The sequence below is a fragment of the Staphylococcus equorum genome (assembly GCF_001747895.1).
GTDB classification, from domain to species: Bacteria; Bacillota; Bacilli; order Staphylococcales; family Staphylococcaceae; genus Staphylococcus; species Staphylococcus equorum_A.
On sequence record NZ_LNNB01000018.1, the window covers coordinates 60,499 to 86,736 of the forward strand.

A 26,238-nucleotide genomic window follows, 5' to 3' on the forward strand; every position below is an offset into this window, starting at 1 on the left:
CTTATTTTTCTCTAAGTCATTAGAATCATTTTCCTTAAAATAAATATTTCTAATTTTATTAGTGTTACTTTTTAAAGGTTTTTTCTACTAACTTTTGATTGATAAAATATAAATCATTCATACTTCTAGTACAAGCAACATATAGTTTTTTTAAAGTGGTTGGTGCTGAATCCTCCAATTTATCTGGAAAATTTTTTAGTGTAGTTGGGTTTAAAATCACACAAACATCATTAAATTCTTGCCCTTTTGAGTTACCCCAGTTATCGCAATTTCCCAAGTAAGTGGATGACTTATCGTAAAATAATTTTTTGATATCATCGTCATTCATGATATTATCTATCTCTTCTTTTTTTTCTATAATCTTTATTTCACTTTTCTTCAAGTGATGGGAATCCATATCTATACCTAAATTGCTTGTGACAAATTCACTTATATCGCTTGAACACCTATAACTTTTGTTAAGAGTTGATTCATCAAAATGATAACCATTATTTTCAAATTTTCTTTTGTAAGCAGTGTAACTTGAAAACAAAGTTGCCCTCTTATTCCCTCTTCTACTTGTAGCAAATGTGGATTGATAAAAATCTCCAACTAGTGTTACTGGAATTTTTAAGTTGCTCAATGTCATCAACCAATCAAAATCGTCAGAGTGAAGATCTTGAACTTCATCAATATATATGTGGTCAAAATATTTATCTATCCTAGCTAAATAATTTAATTCTTCTCTCATTATAAATTTAGAGAGTTGGTTAGAATATATTTGATTATTGTCATTAAAATACCCTGTGAAATAATAAGGTGGGCGGTCAAAACATATACCACTATTTGTACGGTTAATGTGCAACGGCCTAAAACAAAATCCATACAAAAACTCAAATAACCCAAACACATGTATGTTTTCAGGAGGATAGGAGAATATATTAGCTATTTTCTTCTTTAAAGATTCTTTATTTGCCACAGTATATGTAATCACTGCACTCCTTTTTTCTGTGTTCAAATCATTTAAGATATGAGTTGTCTTTCCAGAACCTGCTACAGCATGTAACATTAATTTATCCATCGATACGCCTCCCATAAATGTTCAGGAATTGTAAAATCATTATAGAATTCATCCTCATATATTTTTTCTAATATCCTAAAAGCTGACTCAGCTTTATTGTCTAACATATAAGCTTGGAGTCCATTACTCATCTGTGGTGTTTTAAGGTTGTAGTCTAATAGAGATATGTTATTTTTATAGATAGAAACTTCGAAAGTATAATCTTCATTGTCTTTTGGAGCAAATACTTGAATATTATCTGCTTGATATTCGTTATATAAATCTAATATATTTTTTTTATAGTCGCCATCGTTATCAGTTATCACAGCCACTTTTTTTTCAAGCTCTAAAGCTATATTTAAATATCTTTTAAATGAAAGCCCTCCAACTGAAATAATAGCAATATTTTTATTATACAGTTCTGTACCAAATATTCTTTTAAACAATGAAGACAGAAGAATATATTCAGCATTTCCTTCTACAAGAATTATCTTATTGGATAAAATAAAATCAAGAACATTTGTATCTGGAGCTTTCATAAAGAAACGGGCTGTGTCATCATCTAAATCTTCTAATTTAATGGCACTACCATTCGCTAGGAAAATTGCATTCTGCAAATCTAATCTAGTAGTTATCATATTACTATGAGTAGCAATAAAAACTTGATTTTCTTCAGCTTCAACCATTTTTTGTATTAATTTATGCATGTTTAAGTGACTTAGATGATTTTCGGGCTCTTCTATTAGAACTATGTTACTGTCCTGTTGACTTCTTGATAAGGAAAAATCAATATTAAAAAACATATGATCTCCTTTACCTAGTTGAGAAATATCTACATTTTCTTTTCTGATAGTTAAATTTTCTTCTAGAAATCTCCCTCTATGTGAACTCAAACTAAGATCATAGTCCCCTTTGTTATGCAAATTTAGTTCCTTGTTAGAGAAGTTTTCTGTTTGTTTTCTATACTCATGTTGTAATCTTATCCGGCCCTCAAGACTAACTTCCTTTTTATAAATATTTTCTATGAATCTTTGATTAGCATTAGCTGAATTTATTCTAGAAGAATCAATAAAAGAATATCTTAAATATCTTTTGTAACTATTATAATTTCTTCCATCAAAAGTTTTAAATTCAATTTTGTAATAGTCAAAAGGAAATGTATCACTTTCTTGCAAAGACTCATTGATTTCTTCTGAATAAGTATCATTAGGTTTTATTTTCATAACAAGGCCACTGAGTTCTTTGCCTTCTGAATTATGCTTTCCCTCTAGTTCAAAATGAGTGTTTGAGTCGATGAATATCTCTATAGATAAAACTGGTAAATCATTATATTTTCTATCCTCTCTCTCACAAGCGAGAAAATCATTGATTATCTCTGTATTAAAAAGAGATTGCTTGCCTACTTTTTCTATTACTTTATCGTTACCTGATAAGACATAACTAATCCCCTCTATAATAGAAGATTTACCAGCGCCATTTTCACCAATAAAGATATTTCTTTTTGGATTTAAATTCAGATCAAGATATTTAAATTGTTTGAAGTTTTTAATTTTCAATTTTTTTATAAACATATTTAAGCTCCATTCATCTTACTAAATATTTAATTCTAAATTATAAGAAATATAGTTCTTCTCATTTTCCATTATATACACAAAATTCAAAAAGTTAATTATTTAAATTTTATGTATTAATAGGGTAGACTCTAAGTAGACAAAAATTACTTGAATTAGATATAAAAATGGGTGTTTAGTCACATTAAACATTCAATTAGAAATGTCAGAATACTTCAAATTAAGTGAAGATAATAAATAAAATACTAGCTAAAAATATAAAAGTTTTATACAATAGAATTATTAGTAATTAGGGAACTTATTACACATTTTAAAAAGGGGAGATTATTATGGGAAACTTTTTAAAAAAAGATTTATTTCAGACATTAAAATTCAAAGAGCGTATGAGATTCCAAAAATTAAGCAAACAGAAACAGAAAGAATTAAAAGAACTATTTAAAGAAGATGAAGAAAAAGGGCTACAAGAAACTTACAAATTGATTGGAAGTAATGAATCTATAAAAAGTGGAGAAGTTAATTATAGTAATCTACTTGGAACTACAGAGGTTTCTGAGATAACACAGCACGCAATAGATGCTCAAAAAATACAAAGCGGTTTAAATACTTTTGCTTCGACAATGGGTATGTTCACGATGAATATGGCTCAACAATCTAATATGTTGGCTCAAGAATTACAACGCAAGACTGACTTTGTCCAAATTGCACAAAAGGATGAACTGATTAAACAGAATGACGAGATAATTTCGCAAAATGATAGAATTATTGAACTAATGGAAATGATGGCAAATAAATAGACTTATAAGGGGATAAGCAATCATGAAAAAACTATTATTAGCATCATCAATCACTGGATTATTATTACTTACAGCATGTAGCAATGAAGAAGAGAAGACAAAGGAATCAACTAAGGACAAGACAGAGCAGGATGATAAGCAAGAAGATAAAGCTAAATCATCTGATAAAGAAGCTACAGAAGAGCCTACTGAACAAGAGACGCAACCTTCCGTAGAGGAGCAATCCGTACAGGATGAACAATCTAATCAAGTTACACAAGAACCTTCACAGCAAGATCCTGTAGAGGAACAAACGGAAACAGGAGCAGTTCCCGATGAGGGTATGAATACTGAAAACATGCCTAACGGTGATGCAATGTTTGACATGCCTGGTTCAGCTGATGGCTATTATTCAAACGACCAACTAGACCCTGAAACAGGCTTACCAAAAGATGATGCTGTACCACATAAAAATGGTGAAGGTCCAACTGATGAAGAAATTGCGAAAGGTGAGAAAGAAGCACTAAGAGAAAAATATGATGGTGGATTATCTTCGGGTGAAATCCAAACTAAACACGCTATTGAAGAAGGGTATTACGATGGGCCAAATCAAGATGAGGTATTGGAAGAAATTGAACAATCAGAGCAGGAAATTGCTGATGGTAAATATGATGAATATAAGTAAATAATTATTAAAAAGACCTCAATTAATGTACTGAACCCCAAAAGTTGTACTTTGGTTTAGTATAATAATTCAAAGGTTTGTTTCCTAAAATTTTTAGGAGACAAGCCTTTGAATTTTGATTTAATTCTTTCATCATTCTAAAAAATCATATAGTTTTGAATAGCTTGCTCCAGTTGATAAAAATGATCAAATCTTTCTCCATAACTGAATTATCGAGACAATTTCCTTTTCTTGACATACTTTGGAATACTTTATTTTCTTTTAAAATATTTATGTATTTCGCATTTTGATAATGCCAACCTTGGTCTGAATGTATAGTTAATCGATAATTAACATTTGGACACATATTTAAAAGTTCTTTTAGTGGATTGATAGCTATATCTAGTGTAGGGAGACTTGAAATACTATAGCTCATAATTTCTGAACTATATAAATCCATATATGCAGATAAATATAATTTCGATCCATTATTCAACTTAAACTCTGTAATATCAGTCACTACTTTTTGATAAGGGCCAATCGTATTAAAACGTCGTTTTAATAAATGTTTCGCTATTTTGCCTACATTTCCTTTATAAGATTTATACTTACGTCTTCTATGTGTAAATTTTGTACAAGTAAGTTTTAATTCTTTCATTAACTTTCTTAACTTCTTATGATTCACTTTAAATCCCTTACTTGATAAGGATTGAGTAACTCTTCTATAGCCATAGATATATCCACATTCTTCGCATATCGCCTTAATTGTTTCGATTAATTCCTCATCTTTATTTGGTTGTTTAAAACGTTCTAGCCAATAGTAATAAACAGATTTAGCTACTTTTGAAACTTTAAATAATAGACTGAGCCCAAAATTAAATGTTTCATGTAATGCTTTTATGATTTTTACTTTTCGAATGTTTTGTTTCGTAATTTTGAGTCAAGGCTTGTAACTTTTTTTGATAAGCTATACCTGCTTTCAACATCTCATTTTCATTTCTTAGTCTTTCTAATTCCTCGCGTTCACTTTCTTTTAATTCGGTTGATTTAGGCTTTACTTTCGAATGTTTTTTATCCATTTTACTTGGACGTCCTTTCCGATTGTTGACTAGTCCGAGGATACCATTCTCTTCAAATTTACGTTACCAAGCACATATCATGGCGGTATTACTTATTTTAAAATGGCTTGCTGTTTCTCGATAAGACAACATGTTTTCTTGTCTAAATCTTAAAACAGATAGCTTAAATTCTCTAGTATAAACTTTATTTTTCAATCGTTTGCTTAACCCTTCGGGTCCAAATTCTTTATATTGTGTAACCCATCTTTCGATTAAACTTTTATTCGATATTTCATATTTCTTTGTTAATGCTCTATAACCTAATGAACTATTCAAATATTCTTGAACTACCTTTAATTTAAATTCATATTTATAATGTTTACCCATAAAATGCACCCCAAAAGTTAGATTTTCAGTCCAATTTTGGGGATGCACATCATTAATTGGGGTCTTTTTTATAGTCCTTTATATTTTGGAGAGAGTTTTACATAATTGCTTATCATAAGATACACAAAAAGACTTCTTATTAGTAAGAAGTCCCTTAATGATTTCAAAATCAAAATATGTCTTAATAACGATTGTTTTAAAATCTGAATTAAAGTGTTCAAAATACAATGACTTTAGATGTTTTTATACATTTATTTTTCATATTATCTATAAAAGTTTGTATTGCTCAATTTATTAACAATATCTGTTAATAATTTTTTACTATACTCTTTTGATAAACAAGCTTTCTCTTTACAGCATTTCTGCCATTCTAATCTAGAATCAACTTCATTTATATACCATTCTTCATTATAGGTGCGATGAAGATAAGGTAGCCTGCTAGTCCGTGAATACCCTTAGATTTTTTCGCAATTAGAGCATATAATATTAAATGTTCAAATAAATCACAGCAAACTAGATTTGATTTCTCGATTTAAGAATTTATTGTACGATTCTTCTTTATAATAGTTTTCTGTAACTTCATCATACTTTTAAGTAATAGCGCGATAACCTTTGAATAAAGTATTTTATGTCAGCTTCTATAGTATTTATATTTTTCTTCATGATAAATGATAATATTATTAATTCTCCCTGTTGACTATTCTACTTAATTCCTCAATTGATAAAGGCTGTTTAGAATTTCTATGAATCATTTTATGGCAGTTTGAACATAGAGGAATTAAATCATCTTCAGGATTCACGGTAACTTCTTTTTTTATAGAAAACATAGGTTTTATATGATGTATTTCAATAAACCCTTCTCCCAAGTCCCCATATCTGGATTTAAAATTGAAACCACAAACTTTACAAGTGGTACCATGTATTTCTATGGCTTTTTTTCTTAATGCTTGGTTTCTTTCATATTTCATTCCATATTGAATATAAGGTTTCCCTTCAATATATTCAGTGTTCTCTAATTCTGTCGTTGATTTAGAATTTTTATTATTTGAAATCTCTTTTACATATTTTTTAAAGTCGCCTTTTAAAGGAAATGGTCCTTGTACATTCCCGTTCAATCCATTTTCTTGTAAAGAAGTAAAATCTAGTTTTTCATCATTAAGTTCATTTAATAACTCTAACTCCATATAATTACCGTAATTTATATAGTTTTCGCCTTTAATCACAAATTCACTGTCATCTATAGTTGTATTAGATTTATTCACTTCGTTTATTAAGCACTGGTATTTTATGCTTTTCACAGGAGAAGAAATGTAGATGTATACAATATCTCCTTTTTTAGCTTTAGTTAATTGTTTACTTTGCTTCCAATCTATCACATTAAATTGATTGAAGGCACCTATAACATCATAGAACTGAATGTTACAAGGTATTATCCATTGTGTATTTGTCATTTTGCATATTTCCTTCCATTTAAGAAATAATATTAATCAAATTAACTCATCCTGTAGTTTACATAATAGGTCTTTATCAGAACCTACACGAACATTTTCTGTAAAAAACCTTTCTTATCACATGAAAATTTTGTACTTCTTTATTAATATTCATACTTTATATTAGTATTACTACTTCCAATCTTCATACTCACTTCTTATCAATTCTTCATTTTTATCGATAACTGTTTTCATACAAAACATGTTTTTAATCATTGATATAATAGCCATTATAATCACAATACAAAGTAGCCAAGGGTCTTTAAATTCAAATATTTTTGCGATAATGACACCTACTATACCAATTAGAAATATTGATATCCAGCTTAAAATGTCCATAACAAAAAGCGAAAATTTTTCGTTAAATATTTTGATGCTTTTCAGTCGATAATTTACATTAGAAACAAAATTATTATTTTCTATATACTCTTCAGATATCGGTAATGCAACTTCTCTATGTATTTTTTTGTAAAATTTACTAATTTCTCTTTCTTCAAAAATATCACTTAAAGCTTGATATTTTACAATCCTATGTGAATCTATAATTTTTTGTTTAATAAGTAATCCTGAAAAACTTGAAGTTTTTATTAATGTAAATGTAATTCTTAATTTTGATTGATAGATCATTTCCAAGACAATCGTAATTAATATTAAAAATATTGAAATAGATAAAAGGGTTCCTCCATACAAACTATGATTAAAATTATCCCAACCACCTTTATAGAATATTAAGCCTAATAATGAAATTATAAATATTGAATAGGTAATAATATTCAATAAAAATAAACCGAACAATGAAAAAATTCCATCAATTTTATCTGTCAATATTCTTCTTTCAGAATATGAATAAATAAAATATATAATAGGGCTTAATAACCCCATTATACTTCCTAGATTTTGCAAATATTTAGCTATTATATAAGCCCACTCCATCACAATCACCCTAATTCTTATTTATTTAACCTATTTACATCATATCAGCTACAATTAATAATCGTCATATAGTCTAATATGCTAAAATCTCTAAGTGAACAATAAAAACATATTACTTATGATATTATTAACAAAAACATAACTGCAATTCCTATAAACCTCATACAGTATGATACGTCCAAAATCCCTTTACAAAGCTGCTGAAAAAACCGCATCATTTATGATACGCTTCTCCCCTCATGATCTTAAAAGCACGGTAGACTTGCTCGATTAAGATGACGCGCATCATTTGATGTGGAAAAGTCATTTTACTGAATGACAGGGCATAGTTGCTGCGGTCTAGAACCTCTTTGTGTAGACCATTTGATCCGCCAATAATAAATGTAAAGTCGCTTTGACCACGTGTCATGCGGCTTTCTATTTCTTTTGCTAATCCTTCTGACGTCAGCATGTTTCCTTTAATCTCTAAAGTAATCACTGTGGATTGTGGTTTTACTTTTGCTAGCAGGCGCTGGCCTTCTTTCTCTTTAACTTGCTCTATCTCTTTGTCACTCATATTTTCGGGTGCTTTTTCATCAGGCACTTCAATGATTTCTATTTTAGAATAAGCTCCTAATCTTTTTTCATATTCTGCTATAGCTTGTTTCCAGTATTTCTCTTTTAGTTTACCTACTGTGAGTATCGTAATCTTCATAGTTATCCTCCAAAAATTGTGTAGTAGTTGACAGTTGTTAGACTTATCCACAAGTTATACACTTATTCACACTATTCCCTCTTATTATAACAGGAATGCATACTATTTTTTAATAATGTTTACGGTTTCTACACAAAAATGAGTGAATAACCTGTTTATTTGTGGATAACTCTGTGTACAATGTGGGTACTTCCCTGTGAATTGTGCACATCTCTGGATAACTATGTATAATTCCGTGGATAAGTTCGAGGTTGTCTTACATACTTATTCACAGGATTTACATTATCTTCATACTATCTTTGCTGAATCCTTACTACATAACCATTCCACCAATTGTTATAATTATCCGTCAATTGCATATGGTTATTTTCAGTTAAGACATAGGGTTGTATGCCCATATATTCCTTCTTTTATTGAGTAAATTTTCCTATAAAAATACTCTCATTAAATTTATTTTATCTCATATGTACGTTAGAAAAATGTAAAAAAACCGATACCTCCTATTGAGATATCGGCTAATTCGCTTTAATGTTGATCATGGATTACAGTAGCTTCCACTACTGCATTAAGATAATCTAAATTTCAAAGAAGTTAAGATTATCTATAATGTATATATTGGTGTTGCTTTGGCTTTATCGGTATCGCATAGCAATACTTCTTTTTCTGTGTCGATGTCGTGTTCATTGAGCACTTGTCCAACGCTCATGCGTGCCAAGTCTTTCATGTTGTTGTCTTGTGATAAGTGAGACAGGTAAATGCGTTTTGTACTACCTGTGATGACGTCTGTCATTGCTAAGCCTGCATCTTCATTTGAAACATGTCCCATATCACTCAGTATACGTTGCTTCGTCTTCCATGGATAACCGCACATGCGTAACATATCCACATCGTGATTACTTTCGAAGATAAAGGCATCACTACCTTGAATCATACCTTTCATGCGGTCTGAAACATAACCTGTATCTGTTAAAATCGTGAATTTCTTATAATTATTATGGAAAATATAGAATTGTGGATCTATCGCATCATGTGACACATTAAACGATTCGATATCAAATCCAGCAATTGATTTTGTTTCATATGGATTAAAAATGAATTTCTGATCCATTGGAATTTTGCTGTCTTTCTTTTCAATAGCTGTCCATGTCTTTTCGTTCGCATAAATCGGCAAACCATATTTACGTGCTAACACACCTAGACCTTTAATATGATCAGTATGTTCATGTGTAACTAAGATGCCGTTTAAATCTTTAATTTGTTTATCTATTTGTCCAAATAGCTCTTCCATTTTTTTCCCTGTCAAACCCGCGTCGACAAGAATACTACCTTTATCACTTTCCACATAAGTGGCGTTCCCTGTGCTGCCACTCGCTAATGCGCTCATACGTATCAAGCGATTCACCCTTTCTAATCTATTGCTTCTATTACTTATGGGGCAGTCTCCGGTTTATGTGCCATCAACATGCCCTCTGTCTAATTATTTATTATAATAAACTAATTTATCTAAGTTTTTGAGAATATGAAACGAGCTCTTTTTCAAAAATTGGCTTAAGCTATCTGCAAAATTCTAAGTATATAATACTCTAATGAACCATTTCATACTTCTTTAATAACTCTCATTAACAGTATTTAATTTTAACATACTTTTAGCTTTCAGCATGTCCAAATTGTTTATTTAGATGCTTATCTATCTTTTAATTTCCATTAATCACGTTCTAAAAAGTTATTTAATAATTATACGTAACTTTGTAAAAATTTGGACGAGACGCCTGAGGAAACAACACGAGTCGAAGACTACAGACTAAGGCAGTCCCGCGGAAAGCGTGCATAAAAAAACTGCCAACAAAGTCGGAGACTTTGTCAACAGTATGAACACACCTTACTCAAAAGGTGTGCCTAATTCATTCTCAACTTATCCACAGTTATCCACAAGATTATTCTTCAATAATTTTCGGACTGTCTGCTACGGCTTCGACATAGTATGTTTTAATCTTGTCACCGTGTTTTACTTTGATTTCCCAGTTGGCTTCAAGCACTTGAACGTTCGGCTCTTTAACAACAGTATAGTAGCCTAGTCGTGCATTGGTTACTTCGTCGTTGCGTTTAAGATAACGATTATAGTAAAGGTCCTCGATGGCACTTCGTGCTGTGTTCACTTGCTTTTTATCGTTATTCGTACCTTCTGAAGGCTCGATAGATTTCATAGCAGTTTGTTCATAACTTGAAGCTTTGCCGTCTTCAACGTTAAATTCCAATTTCGCTCTACTATTATTCATAATTGGATAATCATTATATGTCTGTTCAAAGGTAACTTTTTCATCATCAATATGGCTCATTTCGTAATCTTCACCTTTATAGACGCTGCCTTTGACATACGATTTGAGGTCGGTGAATTGATCATTACTGATGTTAATTGGGTCACTAATATCACCTTTAGCTACTGCGCCTGAATGCTCGCTTGTAATACTTGGACGTGTCTTCGCATAAGATGAGAAGTCATTCGATCTTGCTGTCAGTAATTGCATTTTCAAACCATTCACACTTGGGAGGTTTTCTGGAATTTTAATTTCTTCTTGTTTAAAATTCACTGCATTTTCGTCTTCACTATCGCTGATTTGTGATTTATTCACTTTATCCACGTAGATAATAATCAGGCTAATGTTGACTAGAATAAATACGATAATAAATAATGTTTTTGCGCGTTTCCAGTTCATTTATTCTAGCCCCCCATCGTTGTATGCATGCCATTCGCCTTTATACTCTACATACCATTGTGGTTTGAATTCACTATTACGTTGAATTTCGATGTCGCTACCGTCATCTTTGTGTTCCATGTTGTAACCAATCGTCATGTTTGTTACTTCTTCAAAGTCGATTTCAGGATTATTTGCCAGTTCTGAACGGACTGTTTCAGCACCTGGTAAATCTATTTCGTCTTCACCGCTGTCTATCGTGACATTTGATTTTAACAATGCACGTGCATAGCTGAAGACGCCTTTGTCGCTCCATGAGACTTTAATATTATTTAAGTCGTCATCATTGAAGGTTGGACGGCCGTTTAAGAACATTTGATATGTTAGTTCGCCGCCTTTATTATCTGTGCTGAACAGTCTGTAATCGTCTGTAAAGCCACCATGATTGTTGATGTAATCATAAGTACTTGGAATACTGTCTTGCATGTTTGTTGAACGATCCTCATCTTCTGAGAGATTCGTGTAACGATATTTTTCATTATCTTCACTGTAGTTGGCGACGCCCGTGTTGTTATTGTATGTCGCTGTACCGCTTTTCGTGCTACGTACGACTACAGAGTCATTGAAGAGTATAGAATTCATCGTATCGACACTAATGCGATTATAAATCGTGTGGTATGATTTTAAACCTTTAGGTGCCTTCGGTGCAAAGATATGCGTAGCCTTATCGATGGTATCTTTATTCGTAATAATCTCTGTATATGGCTTCATACTTTTCTGTTGTGCTTTCATTTGTTTAGCAAATGAACTGATCTTCGCCGTCGTCGTCATACGTACGACATTATGACGATCTTTACTAACAGCATAGAGTTTAACTTTGCCATCTTCATTGTCATCAATTAATAAACGGTCGAATTTAAAGTTATTTGGTACTTTGGCATCGATGTTTAATACTTGGCCTAAATAGGTTGCTAGTGGCATGTCATAACTGAAATCCAGTACTAAAAATTCATCGCTTAAGTCTGGAATAATCAAATTATGATTACTATGCATTTGTTCGGCATGTAATACACGTTGGTTTTTCAAGGGACTAATCGTCTCTTCGACGTTGCCACGTGTCGCTTCCATACCTTCTGTATCTTCACCATTAGAGTGAATGACTTGATAAGGGGCAACAACTTTACTCATGCCTTGCTCAAGCGGTTTACCTATCGTATTCGCTTTCGCATCTTTATTGCTACTATCTTGTTGATCTACGCTCGCTAAGTCTGGTGAAAAGTTCCACGTCATGTATGTCAGCACAACACTCATTAATACTAAAAGGTATAGGATGATGGATTTGATTAACTCTTTACTCCGCATCCCAATCACCATCTTCTAGTACTTCACATGGCAGTGTAATGAAGATTGATGTGCCTTGTCCTTCTACACTGTTTGCCCAAATGCGACCATTATGTGCTTCAACAATTTCTTTGGAAATGGCTAAGCCTAAGCCTGTACCACCCATTTTACGCGTACGTGCTTTATCCACACGGTAGAAACGGTCAAAGATTTTATCTACTTTATTAATCGGAATACCAATACCATTATCTTTCACACGTATCGTCATACGATTGTATAACGCGTTCTGTTTCACGTGAAACTCTACACGTTTATCGCCGCGAGAATACTTCATCGCATTGGTAATGACATTATCAAATACTTGTGTCATTTTGTCTGGATCGATTTCTGTGAAAATCGTATTATTAGGAATTTCACGAACAAATGTCGTTTCTTTATCGGACATTTCATGACGGTTAATAATTTTGTTGATAAACATATTAAAATCTATGATTTCTTTCGTAATTTGATCGGATTCGTTATCCATTTTAGATAATTGTAAGAGGTCATTTACGAGACGTATCATACGTTCTGTTTCTTCACGTGTTACGGATAGGAATTGTGGTGCAAGTTCTTTATCTTCCCAAGCACCGCTTTCTAACGCTTCGATGTAACTGTTCATAGATGTCAGTGGTGTACGTAATTCATGTGAAACATTTGCTACGAACTCACGACGTTCACGTTCTACTTGTTGTTGCTCTGTAACGTCATGTAGTACGGCAATGTAACCTGTCACAAATCCTGTTTCTTGAACGATTGTACTAAAGTTCACACGTGCAATAATGCCTTCGTTTTCATTAATATCTAATAAGAAACTATCATTATTCTCTTGAATTTCATCTAAAGAGAATTCTTCCTCTAATTTAAGGACGTTTAACATGTAGTCTCCGATAATATCTTCTTTTAGTGAGCCCATCATCGTCAATGCCATATCGTTAACAATACGTACACGACCACGGCGATCGGTCGCAATAATACCATCACTCATATGGGTGATAACTGAATCTAAACGACGTTTCTCACTTTCGGTATTCGCTTGTGCTTCTTGTACACGTTTCGATAGATTATTAAAGGCAAGTGCCAGCTCACCAATCTCATCGTTACCGTATATTTTTACGCGTTGCGTATAGTTACCTTTAGACATCTCTGCGGCTTGGTTACGCATATCTGTAATAGGTTTCGTAATCGTACGCGCAATGAAGAAACCAAGGATGACAGTAATTAATAAGGAAATCCCTGTACCCACGATAAAGATTTGGTTGATGCTGCTAAGTTGTTTAAATACATCGTTAATATCCGCTTCGATATAGACGTTACCTATTGTTCCATCGTTCGATGTTTTAACTGGTAAGTTATATACCCACACACGTTGTTTGCCGTTACCGTAATCTTTTAACACCGTATGGCTATTAATTTCGCCTAAAGATAAGGCTTTTTGGATAGAGTTATCGTTCGCTTTTTGATTTATTAGACTACGCGTAGACTGCTTTGAAGTGGCCATAATAATCTGATCTTTATCAATAAAGCGGATTTCTTCTATTTCTTGTCTATTCGCATACTCATTTAATAAGTTTTGAACTTCTTTTTGAGCATTAACCGAATTGTCTTCGTCATAGACTTTTTCTATATTAATTTCGATTTGTTTCGCGTATTGCGAAATATTATTTTTAAATGTTTGTGTTAATTCTTTTTCTAGACTATTGGTAAAATATAAACCGATAATTTGCATACCGATTACAATGAGCAACACATAGACAATAACAAGTTTCGTGTGTAAAGACTGAAAATATTTAAGCCATTTCATTTATAAGCGTCCCCTAGTCATGTTGTTGGAGGAAATATCCAACGCCACGACGAGTTACTATATATTCTGGATGAGATGGATCATCTTCGATTTTTTCACGTAAGCGTCGAATTGTTACGTCTACTGTACGCACGTCACCAAAATAGTCATAACCCCAAACAGTTTGCAATAAATGTTCACGTGTCATTACTTGACCCATATGTTTAGATAAGTAATGGAATAATTCGAATTCACGGTGTGTTAAATCAATTTCCCCGCCACGTTTTTTGATAGAGTATGCATCTGGATAAATAACAATGTCTTTAATAGAAATTTCATTGGATGCATTGTCTACTTCTTGTGCTGGTTGTGAATAATGACGACGTAAGTTTGCTTTCACACGTGCGATTAATTCGCGTGTACTAAACGGTTTTGTTACATAATCATCTGCGCCAAGCTCAAGACCTAATACTTTATCAATTTCTGAGTCTTTTGCTGTAAGCATAATAATCGGCATTTCGAATTTTTTACGTACTTCACGACATACTTCCATGCCGTCACGTCCTGGTAACATAATGTCTAATAACACGATGTCGGGTTCTTCTTCATATATTAAATCAACTGCATCGTCACCGTCGTAAGCACAAAATACTTCGTAACCTTCTTTTTTTAGGTTAAATTCTAAAATATCAGCAATTGGTTTTTCATCATCGACTACAACAACTTTTCTAGCCATATTTATAAACCTCATTTCTAAATTGTAGTACGTTCATTTTTAAAAATTCTACGTCTTTCTCTCTAGTATAATTTACCATTTATAACCTATTAATTCTATTTTTCTAAATAGAAAATTATATTTGTATATTGTAAAATTATAACATTGTTCGTATTAAATGGGTACTTATCGATAAATCATAGATGCATCAAGTGTAAACAATATCAGCGTATCAATCGAACTTCTTGCCTATAAGCCATATACAACCTACATTTAAGCTCCATTTTAAGAAGCATGTAATACGCATACATCCATCCATACCAAAATCAAAAAAAGTGATACATATATGAAGTAACGGGTCATGTATTTAGGTTACAGCGGATAATGATTCATTCGCTGTAATTTCTACATGTATACGTCGCTTATTTATATGTATCACTTATTATTTTTAGATTGTTTTCGTTTTTTTAACAAATAGAGACAGTATAAATCCAATTATTGTTAAACCTACTATAAAGAAGAAGGTATATTGGACACCGTGTGCTAGTACAACTTCTTGTGCAGCATTTGGGTTAGTTGAACCGAATGACTTCATTGCCGTTGTATAAATTGTAATGGCAATCGCTGTACCAGCAGAACCGCCTACTTGAATTAATGTCGTAATCGTTGCTGAACCATCTGCATAAAGTTGATGTGGCAACTGATTTAAAGCATTGGTTTGTGCTGGCATCATAACCATGGATATACCAAAGAATAGCACCATGAATGCGAGAATGATTGCCCATACAGGTGTAGACGCTGAAATCATGAACGCAAATGAGATTGCTGAGATAAACATAAGTACGAAGCCTATAATACCAAAGTATCTCGCGCCGAAGCGATCAAATAACGATCCTATAACCGGTGACAATACTAAGTTCACTGCGTTACCCGGTAATAAGATTAAACCAGCGACAACAGAACTAAATAATAGCGCACCTTTTAAATAGAGTGGTAATAAAATACCTGTAGATAATATACATAAAATCGTTATGAATACCATTGCCGCACCTAATATAAACATTGGGTACTTAAATACGCTTAGGTTAAGCATCGGTGAATCGATTTTAAACTGACGCACGATGAAGATTGCTAATCCAATGATACCAATCAATAATGGTAACCAAACGATTACATCTGTAAACGCCGCTTCTGCCATTGAACTTAGTGAGAATACAAGTCCTGCGAAACCAATCGTCGATAAGAAAATCGATAAAATATCAATTCTAGGTTTCGTAATTTCACCAACATTTTCAACATGTGAAAATGCCATCAATAATACGACAATATATAAAATTGCGCTAATCCAGAAGATGAAGTGCCAACTTGATGCTGAAATAATAATACCTGATAACGTCGGCCCCAGTGCTGGACCTGCTGTGATAACAAGTCCCATAATACCCATCACTGCACCACGTTTTTCAATTGGGAAGATTAACATCAGTACGGTCATCATAATCGGTAACAAAATACCTGTACCTAATGCTTGTATAATACGTCCTAACAATAACAAACCAAAGTTAGGTGCAAGTGCGCCTACGATAACGCCTAATAAAGATAATAATATGCCTGTAATAACTAATGACTTTGTATTAAACCATTTGATTAAATACGAAGATGCAGGAACTAAACAAGCCATGACGAGTAAATAACCTGTTGTTAACCATTGTACAGTTGCTGCTGAAACTTGAAAATCAGCCATGATATCTGTTAAAGCCATATTTAATGCTGTTTCACTAAACAAACCCATAAATCCGCCAATCATTAATACGAGTGCGTACATTTTTGGATTTTTCACTATTACTTGTGTTGCCATTTGATATACTCCTTTTTATGGTAAACGAAGTATAAGTATAATTAAGAGATAATAAAGTGAGTGTTGCCTTGAAGTACATATTCAAGTGTATAGCAATCGTGCTTTGTCACTCATTTTTATTAAATTCATCTCCACGCTTTACTACTTATTCCTATATTTCCATTTCATTTTAGTCTATATAAATTGAACATCGGTTTAGTATCACCCAGGAAATAATTTAAATCATGATGATAACAAACAACGTCCGCTCAATATGAACTTACTTACTGTACCAAATTTTTTAAATTAATGTCAACCTAGTTGACGAATTTATTATCAAAAAAATTAAGCATCAAACAATTGCTTCTATTGCCTGATACTTAAGCATCTATTTAGTATTTATTTCAATATCTTCTAAATGCCAATCTTGCTGTAGTACTTGTTTAAGTTGCTCTAACTGTGTACTACCAATCATTGTTTCTATATGCGAGACGAGTTGTAATTTATGTTCTACATACTGTTCAAAACACTGCAGACCTAGTGTAGTTAAGTTTACGCATTTTTCTTTTTTATTATTGGGCACAGCTTCAACTTGAACGACACCTTTGTGCTCTAATTGTTTAATCGCTTTATGAATAGCTTGGCGTGTAAGATGAATTTTTCTAGTAAGTTCGGCAAAAGTTGGTTTCTCATAATTGATTTTATCAATCAGATACCATTCTGAGCTGCTAAAGTGAACATCTTGTATTTGCTCTGAAGTTGTGGATTCCAAGGTTTGTCTAAGCGCACTGTGGCGTTCACTAATTAAATCTATGAGATCCAATCCCTCTATACTTTTATCATTTGCCATACTTACACTCCTCACATTAATTTCATATGATGCTATGCCAATAAATGCTCATCGTCACTGGGACATCTCGTTATGTTTATGCTGAATATTGATATTGGTCTACCATATGCTCATTTATCATAAGCAATTTTTTTATCAAATTCAAATTAAGCTCATTTTATAGCTTCTATATGTAATAACACTAGTATAATCAAATGATAATAAAAAATGCCCATCCTATTGGATGGGCATTATACGGTCTCGACGGGAATCGAACCCGCGATCTCCTGCGTGACAGGCAGGCGTGTTAACCGCTACACTACGAGACCTAAAAAATGGTGACTCCTACGGGACTCGAACCCGTGTTACCGCCGTGAAAGGGCGGTGTCTTAACCGCTTGACCAAGGAGCCTGTCTTAAGCACAAGTTAAATTATACCAAGTCTCTAGAAGGAAGACAAGCTCTTTTTTTAATTTTATTAGTATAATTTTCTATATTAATTGTATAAAGTTAGTATTTTAAGATTTATTTTGAAAAAACTGCTATAAAGCCATTAATGAAAATGCAAAAAACTTCAAATTGATTCAATGCCATGTAAATAATTTATATTTTAAAACAAAACTATTCAACTTAAAATCTTTTTTGTTTTCAAAACTTTTTGCTAAACTTGTGTAATAAAATATATTAGGAGGCTTTATCCTTGGCAAACGTATTATTTATCAACTCAGGATCACCCGGACATTTTAATCCAACTATTGCAGTATGTAAAGAACTCGTTGAACGCGGTGAAAACGTCGTTTATTATATATGCGATAAATATAAAGAGAAATTAGCTGGTACAGGTGTAGAAGTACGCACGTTACCTACTGATGCTATACTCGATCGTTTTAGATCTTATGGTCAACATCATTTATATAACGTAATGAACGGTTTATTGAAAACTGCGGATATCATTGTGCCTCAAATTTTAGAAGAAACGAAAGATGAGCATTATGATTATATGATTCACGATTCTATGTTTAGTTGTGGTCATATCATTGCCCAAAAATTAAATATCCCTTCAATATCTTCTATTACATCATTTGCACATAGTAATCAAAGTTTTAATGCATTTACAGAAAAATTAACAACAATGGTTGATGACAATGAAATTAAACAAGCAGATGAAACATTTAATGAATTGAAACAACATCTTGAATCTACATATAACGTTGAGGTGCCTTCACGCTTTGAAGTGATGAATAATCCTGGAGATTTTAACTTATGTTATGTAATGAAAGGTTTCCAAATGAATTATGACCTGTTTGATGCGCAACGTTATGTCTTTACTGGTCCTTCAGTCATTCAACCGCAACCCTCTGGATTTATGGATGACATTGATCAAACACGACCAATCATTTACATTTCTTTAGGAACTATTTTTAATCAAAATATCGCTTTTTTCAATAAATGTTTTAAAGCATTAGCAGACATCAATGCATCAGTCGTCGTTTCTATCGGTGAAACAAATCATCTCAACGATTTCGATGAGGTACCGGATAATTTTATAATTAAAAACTATGTACCACAAACTGAGTTATTACAGCATACAGCGTTATTCTTAACACATGCGGGCATGAATAGCACGAACGAGGCTATGATGATGAATGTGCCAATGCTAGCCTTCCCACAGAGCGCAGACCAACCTATGGTAGCTAAACAGATTGCAGACTTAAATTTAGGTCATCACATTGATGCTGAGGCCATTACGCCTGAACAATTAAGCTGTGCTGTATCAGAAATGTTAGAAAATCAAATGTATTATCAAAGACATATCGAAAAAGTAAAAAACGTGCAATCTGTCGATGAAGCGGGTTATGCATATGCAGTAGATCAAATACTCGCTTTTCGCAATAAAGTTTGCCAATTCAATTAAATAACAATTATTTATAAATAAAAATACCTTGTAGACGCACCCTTAATGGTGAATGCTACAAGGTATTTTTTCATCATTAGACTAGCAGCCTAACTTGGTATTACTTTCCTACCATAAAGATTTTAATAAGTTTGTTTGATTACGGTCTGGACCTACTGAGAAGATTGAAATCTTCACATCACATAGCTCAGAAATACGTTCTAAATATCTACGTGCATTTGAAGGTAATTCTTCTAATGAACGACAACCCGTAATATCTTCAGTCCAACCTGGTAGTGTTTCAAAGATTGGTTTACAACGATTTAAGTCTTTCAAGTTTGCTGGGTATTCAGTAATTTCTACGCCGTCTAATTCATAAGCTGTACAAATTTTCACTTCTTTAAGACCAGTCAATACATCAATAGAGTTGATTGATAAGTCTGTGATACCACTTGCACGACGAGAATGACGTAATACGACTGAGTCAAACCAACCAATACGACGTGGACGACCAGTTGTTGTACCGTATTCACGGCCAACTTCACGGATATGGTGCCCATCTTCATCGAATAGTTCTGTTGGGAAAGGACCATCACCTACACGAGATGTATATGCTTTACATACACCGATAACTTTAGATACGAATGTTGGACCAACACCGCCACCTACAGTAACGTTACCTGCTACTGGGTTACTTGAAGTTACATATGGGTATGTACCGTGATCAAGATCTAACATAACGCCTTGAGCACCTTCAAATAATACTTTTTCTTCTGCTACAAAGGCATCATCTAATACTTTAGCAGTGTCTACTACGAAAGGTGCAATACGTTGTCCTGCAGCATAATATGTTTCAAAGATTTCATCAAAAGTAGGACATGCTTTGCCAAACATACCTTTGAAGTAATCATTTTTATATTCAATGTTATTTTTTAATAATTGTGCAAATGTTTCTTTGTCCAATAAATCTGCCACACGGATACCGATACGTTGCGCTTTATCTACATAAGCTGGGCCGATACCTTTTTTCGTTGTGCCAATTTTATTGTCTCCACGGCGTTCTTCTTCATATTCATCTTGTTTTAAGTGATAAGGTAAAATAACTTGTGCACGATTAGAAATACGTAAATTATCTGTTGAAATACCTCGTTCATTTAAAGCATCTAATTCTTTTAATAGTGCAACTGGATCTACGACTACACCATTACCAATCACTGATAATTTTTCTTTATAAAAAATACCAGATGGTACTAAGTGCAATTTATAAGTTTCTCCACCAAATATAATTGTGTGGCCCGCATTATTACCGCCTGAAAAACGTGCAATAACATCTGCTTGTTCTGCTAGAAAATCCGTAATTTTACCTTTACCTTCGTCTCCCCATTGTGTCCCAACGACTACTATTGATGACATATGAGCACCTCCAAGTTTTTCTCAATTAACCAATGAGTATTCTACCAATACCACAACGATATTGCAAACAAAAATCGAACATTGATTTTTCGTCATTTTTCTAATTCTCATCAATATTCAAACGCTCCAATAAATGTGATAAACATAGTAACACCAATGTTTTCATTGTATTTTACATTAAAAAAAGATACATACTTACATTAAGATTCAAGAATAAAATACAAACAAAAACCGTACAATAAAACAAAAATTTGTATTATTGTACGGAAAAATTAATTTTATCTTTTTCTAACCCATCATATCAGCATGGGCATAATCTATATCTGTAAACTTATTATATTGTTTCATAAAGTGAAGCTTCACAGTTCCTGTAGGACCGTTACGTTGTTTGGCAATAATAATTTCGATATCACCATTATCATCATTCGTTTGTGGTTCATAGTTCGTGTCATCATCGTCTTCTTCATCTTCGCCTTGATTGTAATAATCATCACGATAAAGGAAGGCAACGATATCGGCATCTTGCTCAATCGAACCAGATTCACGTATATCACTCATCATCGGTCGTTTGTCCTGACGTTGCTCAACGCCACGTGATAGCTGACTTAGTGCGATTACGGGACACTCAAGTTCTCTGGCAATTGCTTTTAATGTACGAGAAATCTCAGAAACTTCTTGTTGTCTGTTGTCTGAAAAACGTGAACCACTACCTGAAATTAATTGTAGATAGTCGATCACTATCATGTCTAGGCCGTGTTCTTGTTTCAAGCGTCGGCATTTTGAACGAATATCTGTAATACGGATACCTGGTGTATCATCAATAAATATCTTCGTACGCGATAACTTACCTACTGCAATTGTAAAACGATTCCAGTCTTCTTCAGTCATTGCACCTGTTCTTAATCGGTTGGAATCGACGTTGCCCGAACTACAAATCATACGTGTCGCTAATTGGTCAGCACCCATCTCAAGCGAGAAGATACCAACTGAATAATTACGTTCATTTGTAGCTACTTTCTGCGCAATATTAAGCGCGAAGGCAGTCTTACCTACAGAAGGACGAGCAGCTAAAATAATCAAATCATTGCGGTTAAACCCTGCTGTCATCTGGTCTAAATCACGATAACCTGAAGGAATACCTGGTGTCTGACCACTGTTTTGATCTAATAATTCTGCCGTCTCGTATACTTCACCAAGTACGTCTCTAATGTCTTTGAATCCATCACTTTCACGTGTGGATGATAATTCTAATATGCGACGTTCCGCGTCGTTTAGTATTACATCTAGTTCCAGTTCATCATTGTAACCATCATTCGCAATACTATCAGCTGTTTGTATTAATTTACGCTTGGTTGCGTGTTTAAATACGATTTCTGTATAGTACTGAATGTTACGTGTGGTTGGCACATTACTAGATAGTTCAGCTAGATATTGTGGACCACCCGCTTCATTCAATCGTCCTTCTTGTGACAATTGATCCATGATTGTTACCACGTCAATATCTTTGTTGTCTTCGTTGAGGTTCATCATGGCTCTAAAGATGTGTTGATGTGCACCTCTATAAAAGGACTCAGGAAGTAATACTTCCTGAGTTGTGTTGATCAATTCTGGATCTATGATAATGGCACCTAAGACAGACTGCTCAGCCTCATTACTGTGTGGCATTTGATTTTGTTCATACATTCCATCCATTACGATTACACCTCATATCTCAATCCGTTATTATTGTTCAACTGTGTGTACACGAATAGTACCTTCGACTTCTTTGTCTAATTTAACTGGCACGTTTGTGTAACCCAATGCATGGATACCATTTGGTAAGTCCATTTTACGTTTATCAATCTTGATGTCGTGTTGTTTTTGTAATGCTTGCGTGATTTGTTTTGTACTTACTGAACCAAATAATTTGCCGCCTTCACCTGTTTTAGCAGATACTTCGACTTCAATATTACTTAATTGTTCTTTCAATTGTTTAGCGTCTTCAATTTGTTGTTGACGCTCAGCTTCAACTGCTTTATTTTTTTGTTCTAATTGTTTTAAGTTACCTGGTGTTGCTTCCACCGCATAATTTTTCTTTATTAAGAAGTTATTTGCATAACCTACTGGTACGTCTTTAACTTCGCCTTTTTTACCTTTACCTTTTACATCTTGTGTGAATATTACTTTCATGAATTTTCACTCCTACTCATTTGTTCTGTTATAGCTTGTTGTAATTTTTCGATTGCTTCATCGACAGTCACATCTTTCATTTGTGTAGCTGCATTTGTTAAATGACCGCCACCGCCAAGTGCTTCCATCGTTAATTGCACATTAACTGCACCAAGTGAGCGGGCAGACATACCTATGAGATTATCTTCTCGTCTCGCTATTACATATGAAGCCTCTACACCATCTAAACTTAACAGTTCATCGGCAGCTTGTGCAACTGTAACAGGATGATAGATTTTGTCGTTAGAGCCATAGGCAATTGCTACCCCATTCTCTTGCAGTTTCACCGTTTGAATCAACTCAGTACGATTGATATACGTATCAAGATCATCTTTCAAGAAATGCTGAGTCAATATCGTATCGGCACCATGTGCACGTAAATAACTTGCGGCATCAAATGTTCTAGACCCTGTGCGCAATGTAAAGTTACGTGTATCTACGATGATACCAGCAAACATAACTGTTGATTCTAAACGTGTCAGACGTTGTTCTGTCGGTTGATACTCTAGTAATTCTGTAACAAGTTCAGCTGTCGAACTTGCATAAGGTTCCATATATATAAGCAATGGACTAGAGATAAAGCTTTCACCACGTCTATGATGATCAATCACGACTTTACGGTTTGCTTTATTTAAAATATTTTCATCAATGACCATTTCAGGTTTATGCGTATCTACGATGACTAATGTAGTCTTAGATGTCATAATATCCCATGCTTCATCTGAAGTAATGAAACGATCTTTTAGTTCTGGCTTTTCATTTACTGCATCCATGACACGACGTAACGTTGGATCGATATCTGATTCATTTAATACAATGTAGGCATCTAAATTATTCATCATTGCAAAACGGGATACACCAATTGCTGCACCGATCGCATCTAAATCAGGACGTGTATGTCCCATAATGATTACTTTGTCGCCTTCCATCAAGATATCTTTTAAAGCATGTGAAATCACTCGTGCTCTTACACGTGTGCGTTTCTCCATTGGGTCAGTCTTACCGCCATAGAAGCGTACATTACCATTCATGCTCTTAATCGCTACTTGGTCGCCACCACGACCGAGCGCTAAATCTAAGCCTGACTGAGAAAGTTCACCCAGGTCGACGAGATTTTCAGAACCTTCACCGACACCAACACTTAATGTAAGTTGGGCACGGTAACCAACACTCTTTTCACGGAGCTGACTTAAAATACTAAAATTAGATTCTTCGATATCTTTTAAAATACGTTGATTTAAGTACGCCACAAATTGATCAGAACTATAACGTTTGAAATAAATGTTATATTCTGTCGCCCATCTACTGATTACACGTGTAACCATAGAGTTGATTTCTGATCTTTGTGTATCGTTCATATTTTGAGTGATTTCATCGTAGTTATCTAAGAATAGTGTCATGATAATCGGTTTAGATTCTTCATATAATTCTTGCGTCTGAATTTCTTCTGTAATATCAAAGAAGTATAAAACATGTTCTCTTTCAGAATAGCGAACGCGATAATGGTATTCATTTTCTTTAATTTCAATTTCTTGTGTTTTTTCTAATTGCTTTAAGATATTAGGATATACTTCGTTTACTGGGTCGGAAATGACATTACGATCTAATCGTTCCGACATAAAATGGTTCATCCACTCTATGTTTTCATTTTCGTCTAAGATAATCATCCCAATAGGTAAATTCTTAATTGCGATGTTGCTACCTTCAGAAATATGACCACTCAGATCATCTACATAGCTATCTAGTTTTTGTAAAGCTTGTCTTACCAAAAATACTGTCCCTATAATTATAACCACTAAGACAATCGCAGCGATGCCTGCCATAATTTGGTTGAAAACGAACCATATTACAACAAGCGCAATTGCTGTGAGCGCCATTATGATAAATGGCAAGAGCAAGGCTTTTTTAGTGGATTGACGATTCATTTTTCCACCTCAAATCATTTTTTAATGATACGTTTTAAGTTAATACATAAATCTATAACACCCAGGAGGCTTACAATATGTGTAAGTGGCATTAGAATTGTCCCTATTGCCATTAAAATCACAGTAAGTGTGAGCGGCATTGATTTTGCCTTTCCGAAAAAGTGAATCACACTTAACCCCTGAATATACATACATAATGATAACACAATTTCGAAGTTTAATACGATACTTTGGAACGCACTCGGTTCGGCAGTAAACATAACACAAAGCAGGACAATCATATACATCCATAGCAATGAACGCTTCATTTGCCACGCATATAATGGTTTGAATATTGGTGTAGCAATTTTGAATTTACGTAAAATTGGAAAAGTAACTAGTAAATTGATTAATATAAGTATAAATACTGCAATGATTACATAACTTGGTAACTGAACTGATAATTGACGGAAAGTTTCTTCAAACATTTGTTTATAATCTGAACCAACACCTGCATTAGAAATATAATAATGTATTTGATCTTTCACAGGTTTCATTAATGTTGTTGATGTTGGTATTTTATCAAATGTTTGTAATGCCATAAATGCAATTAACGAGATCATACTCACGTATGTAGTTGTAATATAAAGTATACGCTCTTTAGATGTACGTTCTTTTAATAATTGGCCAACAACGAAACTCACTAAGAGTACGAGGACCATGATACTTAATACGAATATATTACCTAATAAAGTTGTTAATACAACTGTTACGACTGCTGTTAAACCAAATGATTCTACAGACTTATGCCATAAAATAATGCCTGGAATTGTCGCAAACAAACTCAATACAAGCCCAAGCGGTGGTAATATATGTAAAGCTAAAGCTACTACGACTAGCGTGATTATACTAAGTATAGTTGCCTTAGGATATATTTTTGAAAACAAATTCGCCACTCCCATACTATTTTTGACTAT

Annotated in this window: 22 protein-coding genes, 2 tRNA genes and 2 pseudogenes; 3 read left to right on the forward strand and 23 right to left on the reverse strand. The window is 33.5% G+C overall.

Going from position 1 to position 26,238, the window contains the following annotated elements:
* Positions 1–64: 64 nt before the first annotated feature.
* Both AST02_RS08240 and AST02_RS08245 read right to left on the reverse strand, forming a co-directional pair.
* A complete protein-coding gene (locus AST02_RS08240) occupies positions 65–1,060 on the reverse strand; it encodes an AAA family ATPase (RefSeq protein ID WP_069817293.1) in 996 nt (331 codons plus the stop codon).
* Positions 1,048–2,610 (reverse strand): ATP-dependent nuclease, encoded by a 1,563-nt coding sequence (locus tag AST02_RS08245; RefSeq protein WP_069817294.1) that lies wholly within the window; start codon positions 2,608–2,610, stop codon positions 1,048–1,050. Before AST02_RS08245 ends, AST02_RS08240 begins: the two co-directional genes overlap by 13 nt.
* Before the next feature lie 329 nt (positions 2,611–2,939).
* Here AST02_RS08245 and AST02_RS14105 point away from each other — a divergent pair, with 329 nt between their 5' ends.
* Positions 2,940–3,404: a hypothetical protein gene (locus tag AST02_RS14105; protein ID WP_081333360.1), complete on the forward strand. Its 465-nt coding sequence runs from the start codon at positions 2,940–2,942 to the stop codon at positions 3,402–3,404.
* 22 nt (positions 3,405–3,426) lie between these two features.
* Positions 3,427–4,068: a hypothetical protein gene (locus AST02_RS08255; RefSeq protein WP_069817296.1), complete on the forward strand. Its 642-nt coding sequence runs from the start codon at positions 3,427–3,429 to the stop codon at positions 4,066–4,068.
* Between the two features lie 56 nt (positions 4,069–4,124).
* On the opposite strand, the pseudogene AST02_RS14615 reads toward AST02_RS08255, so the two are convergent.
* The 16 genes and pseudogenes from AST02_RS14615 to AST02_RS08325 all read right to left on the reverse strand — a co-directional run.
* A pseudogene (locus tag AST02_RS14615) lies at positions 4,125–4,199 on the reverse strand (hypothetical protein); the annotation flags it as partial.
* Positions 4,200–4,261: 62 nt separating this feature from the next.
* Positions 4,262–4,981: pseudogene (locus AST02_RS14110) on the reverse strand (IS3 family transposase); the annotation flags it as partial.
* Positions 4,932–5,126: a transposase gene (locus AST02_RS14455; protein WP_218086512.1), complete on the reverse strand. Its 195-nt coding sequence runs from the start codon at positions 5,124–5,126 to the stop codon at positions 4,932–4,934. The gene AST02_RS14455 and the pseudogene AST02_RS14110, both read right to left, overlap by 50 nt.
* A 63-nt stretch (positions 5,127–5,189) precedes the next feature.
* Entirely contained in the window at positions 5,190–5,492 is a 303-nt protein-coding gene (locus AST02_RS14460) for a helix-turn-helix domain-containing protein (RefSeq protein WP_218086513.1), read from the reverse strand.
* Positions 5,493–6,172: 680 nt separating this feature from the next.
* Positions 6,173–6,943 carry an HNH endonuclease gene (locus AST02_RS14115; protein WP_081333362.1) on the reverse strand — a complete coding sequence of 257 codons (771 nt, stop codon included), beginning with the start codon at positions 6,941–6,943 and terminating at the stop codon, positions 6,173–6,175.
* A 171-nt stretch (positions 6,944–7,114) separates the two neighbouring features.
* Positions 7,115–7,915, reverse strand: a complete 801-nt coding sequence (locus AST02_RS08275; RefSeq protein ID WP_069817298.1) for a hypothetical protein — start codon at positions 7,913–7,915, stop codon at positions 7,115–7,117.
* A 214-nt stretch (positions 7,916–8,129) separates the two neighbouring features.
* Positions 8,130–8,609 (reverse strand): 23S rRNA (pseudouridine(1915)-N(3))-methyltransferase RlmH, encoded by a 480-nt coding sequence (gene rlmH / locus AST02_RS08280; RefSeq protein WP_021339332.1) that lies wholly within the window; start codon positions 8,607–8,609, stop codon positions 8,130–8,132.
* A gap of 601 nt (positions 8,610–9,210) precedes the next feature.
* Positions 9,211–10,011 (reverse strand): MBL fold metallo-hydrolase, encoded by an 801-nt coding sequence (locus AST02_RS08285; protein ID WP_102134920.1) that lies wholly within the window; start codon positions 10,009–10,011, stop codon positions 9,211–9,213.
* Between the two features lie 532 nt (positions 10,012–10,543).
* A complete protein-coding gene (locus AST02_RS08290; protein ID WP_021339330.1) occupies positions 10,544–11,323 on the reverse strand; it encodes a two-component system regulatory protein YycI in 780 nt (259 codons plus the stop codon).
* Entirely contained in the window at positions 11,324–12,664 is a 1,341-nt protein-coding gene (locus AST02_RS08295; protein WP_069817300.1) for a YycH family regulatory protein, read from the reverse strand.
* Positions 12,654–14,486, reverse strand: coding sequence for a cell wall metabolism sensor histidine kinase WalK (gene walK / locus AST02_RS08300; RefSeq protein WP_069817302.1), 1,833 nt, complete (start codon positions 14,484–14,486; stop codon positions 12,654–12,656). Before walK ends, AST02_RS08295 begins: the two co-directional genes overlap by 11 nt.
* A 13-nt stretch (positions 14,487–14,499) precedes the next feature.
* Positions 14,500–15,201: a response regulator YycF gene (yycF, locus tag AST02_RS08305; RefSeq protein ID WP_002506236.1), complete on the reverse strand. Its 702-nt coding sequence runs from the start codon at positions 15,199–15,201 to the stop codon at positions 14,500–14,502.
* 427 nt (positions 15,202–15,628) lie between these two features.
* A complete protein-coding gene (locus AST02_RS08310; protein ID WP_069817304.1) occupies positions 15,629–17,035 on the reverse strand; it encodes a DHA2 family efflux MFS transporter permease subunit in 1,407 nt (468 codons plus the stop codon).
* Positions 17,036–17,402: 367 nt separating this feature from the next.
* Positions 17,403–17,864: a MarR family winged helix-turn-helix transcriptional regulator gene (locus AST02_RS08315; protein ID WP_069817306.1), complete on the reverse strand. Its 462-nt coding sequence runs from the start codon at positions 17,862–17,864 to the stop codon at positions 17,403–17,405.
* 235 nt (positions 17,865–18,099) lie between these two features.
* Positions 18,100–18,172: transfer RNA gene (locus AST02_RS08320), tRNA-Asp, on the reverse strand.
* Between the two features lie 7 nt (positions 18,173–18,179).
* Positions 18,180–18,254, reverse strand: a tRNA-Glu gene (locus tag AST02_RS08325).
* A gap of 288 nt (positions 18,255–18,542) precedes the next feature.
* Here AST02_RS08325 and AST02_RS08330 point away from each other — a divergent pair.
* Positions 18,543–19,757, forward strand: a complete 1,215-nt coding sequence (locus tag AST02_RS08330; protein ID WP_069817308.1) for a macrolide family glycosyltransferase — start codon at positions 18,543–18,545, stop codon at positions 19,755–19,757.
* 108 nt (positions 19,758–19,865) lie between these two features.
* Here AST02_RS08330 and AST02_RS08335 read toward each other — a convergent pair whose 3' ends face one another.
* The 5 genes from AST02_RS08335 to AST02_RS08355 all read right to left on the reverse strand — a co-directional run bounded on the left by AST02_RS08335 (position 19,866) and on the right by AST02_RS08355 (position 26,223).
* Complete coding sequence (locus AST02_RS08335; RefSeq protein ID WP_069817310.1) at positions 19,866–21,149, reverse strand: adenylosuccinate synthase; 1,284 nt, start codon at positions 21,147–21,149, stop codon at positions 19,866–19,868.
* 288 nt (positions 21,150–21,437) lie between these two features.
* Complete coding sequence (dnaB, locus tag AST02_RS08340) at positions 21,438–22,841, reverse strand: replicative DNA helicase (RefSeq protein WP_069817312.1); 1,404 nt, start codon at positions 22,839–22,841, stop codon at positions 21,438–21,440.
* Between the two features lie 30 nt (positions 22,842–22,871).
* Positions 22,872–23,318 (reverse strand): 50S ribosomal protein L9, encoded by a 447-nt coding sequence (gene rplI / locus AST02_RS08345; protein WP_057511524.1) that lies wholly within the window; start codon positions 23,316–23,318, stop codon positions 22,872–22,874.
* Positions 23,315–25,282 (reverse strand): DHH family phosphoesterase, encoded by a 1,968-nt coding sequence (locus tag AST02_RS08350; RefSeq protein ID WP_069817314.1) that lies wholly within the window; start codon positions 25,280–25,282, stop codon positions 23,315–23,317. The genes rplI and AST02_RS08350 overlap by 4 nt, the downstream gene beginning before the upstream one ends.
* Positions 25,283–25,296: 14 nt before the next feature.
* Positions 25,297–26,223, reverse strand: coding sequence for a DUF2232 domain-containing protein (locus AST02_RS08355; protein ID WP_176723020.1), 927 nt, complete (start codon positions 26,221–26,223; stop codon positions 25,297–25,299).
* Positions 26,224–26,238: the final 15 nt, after the last annotated feature.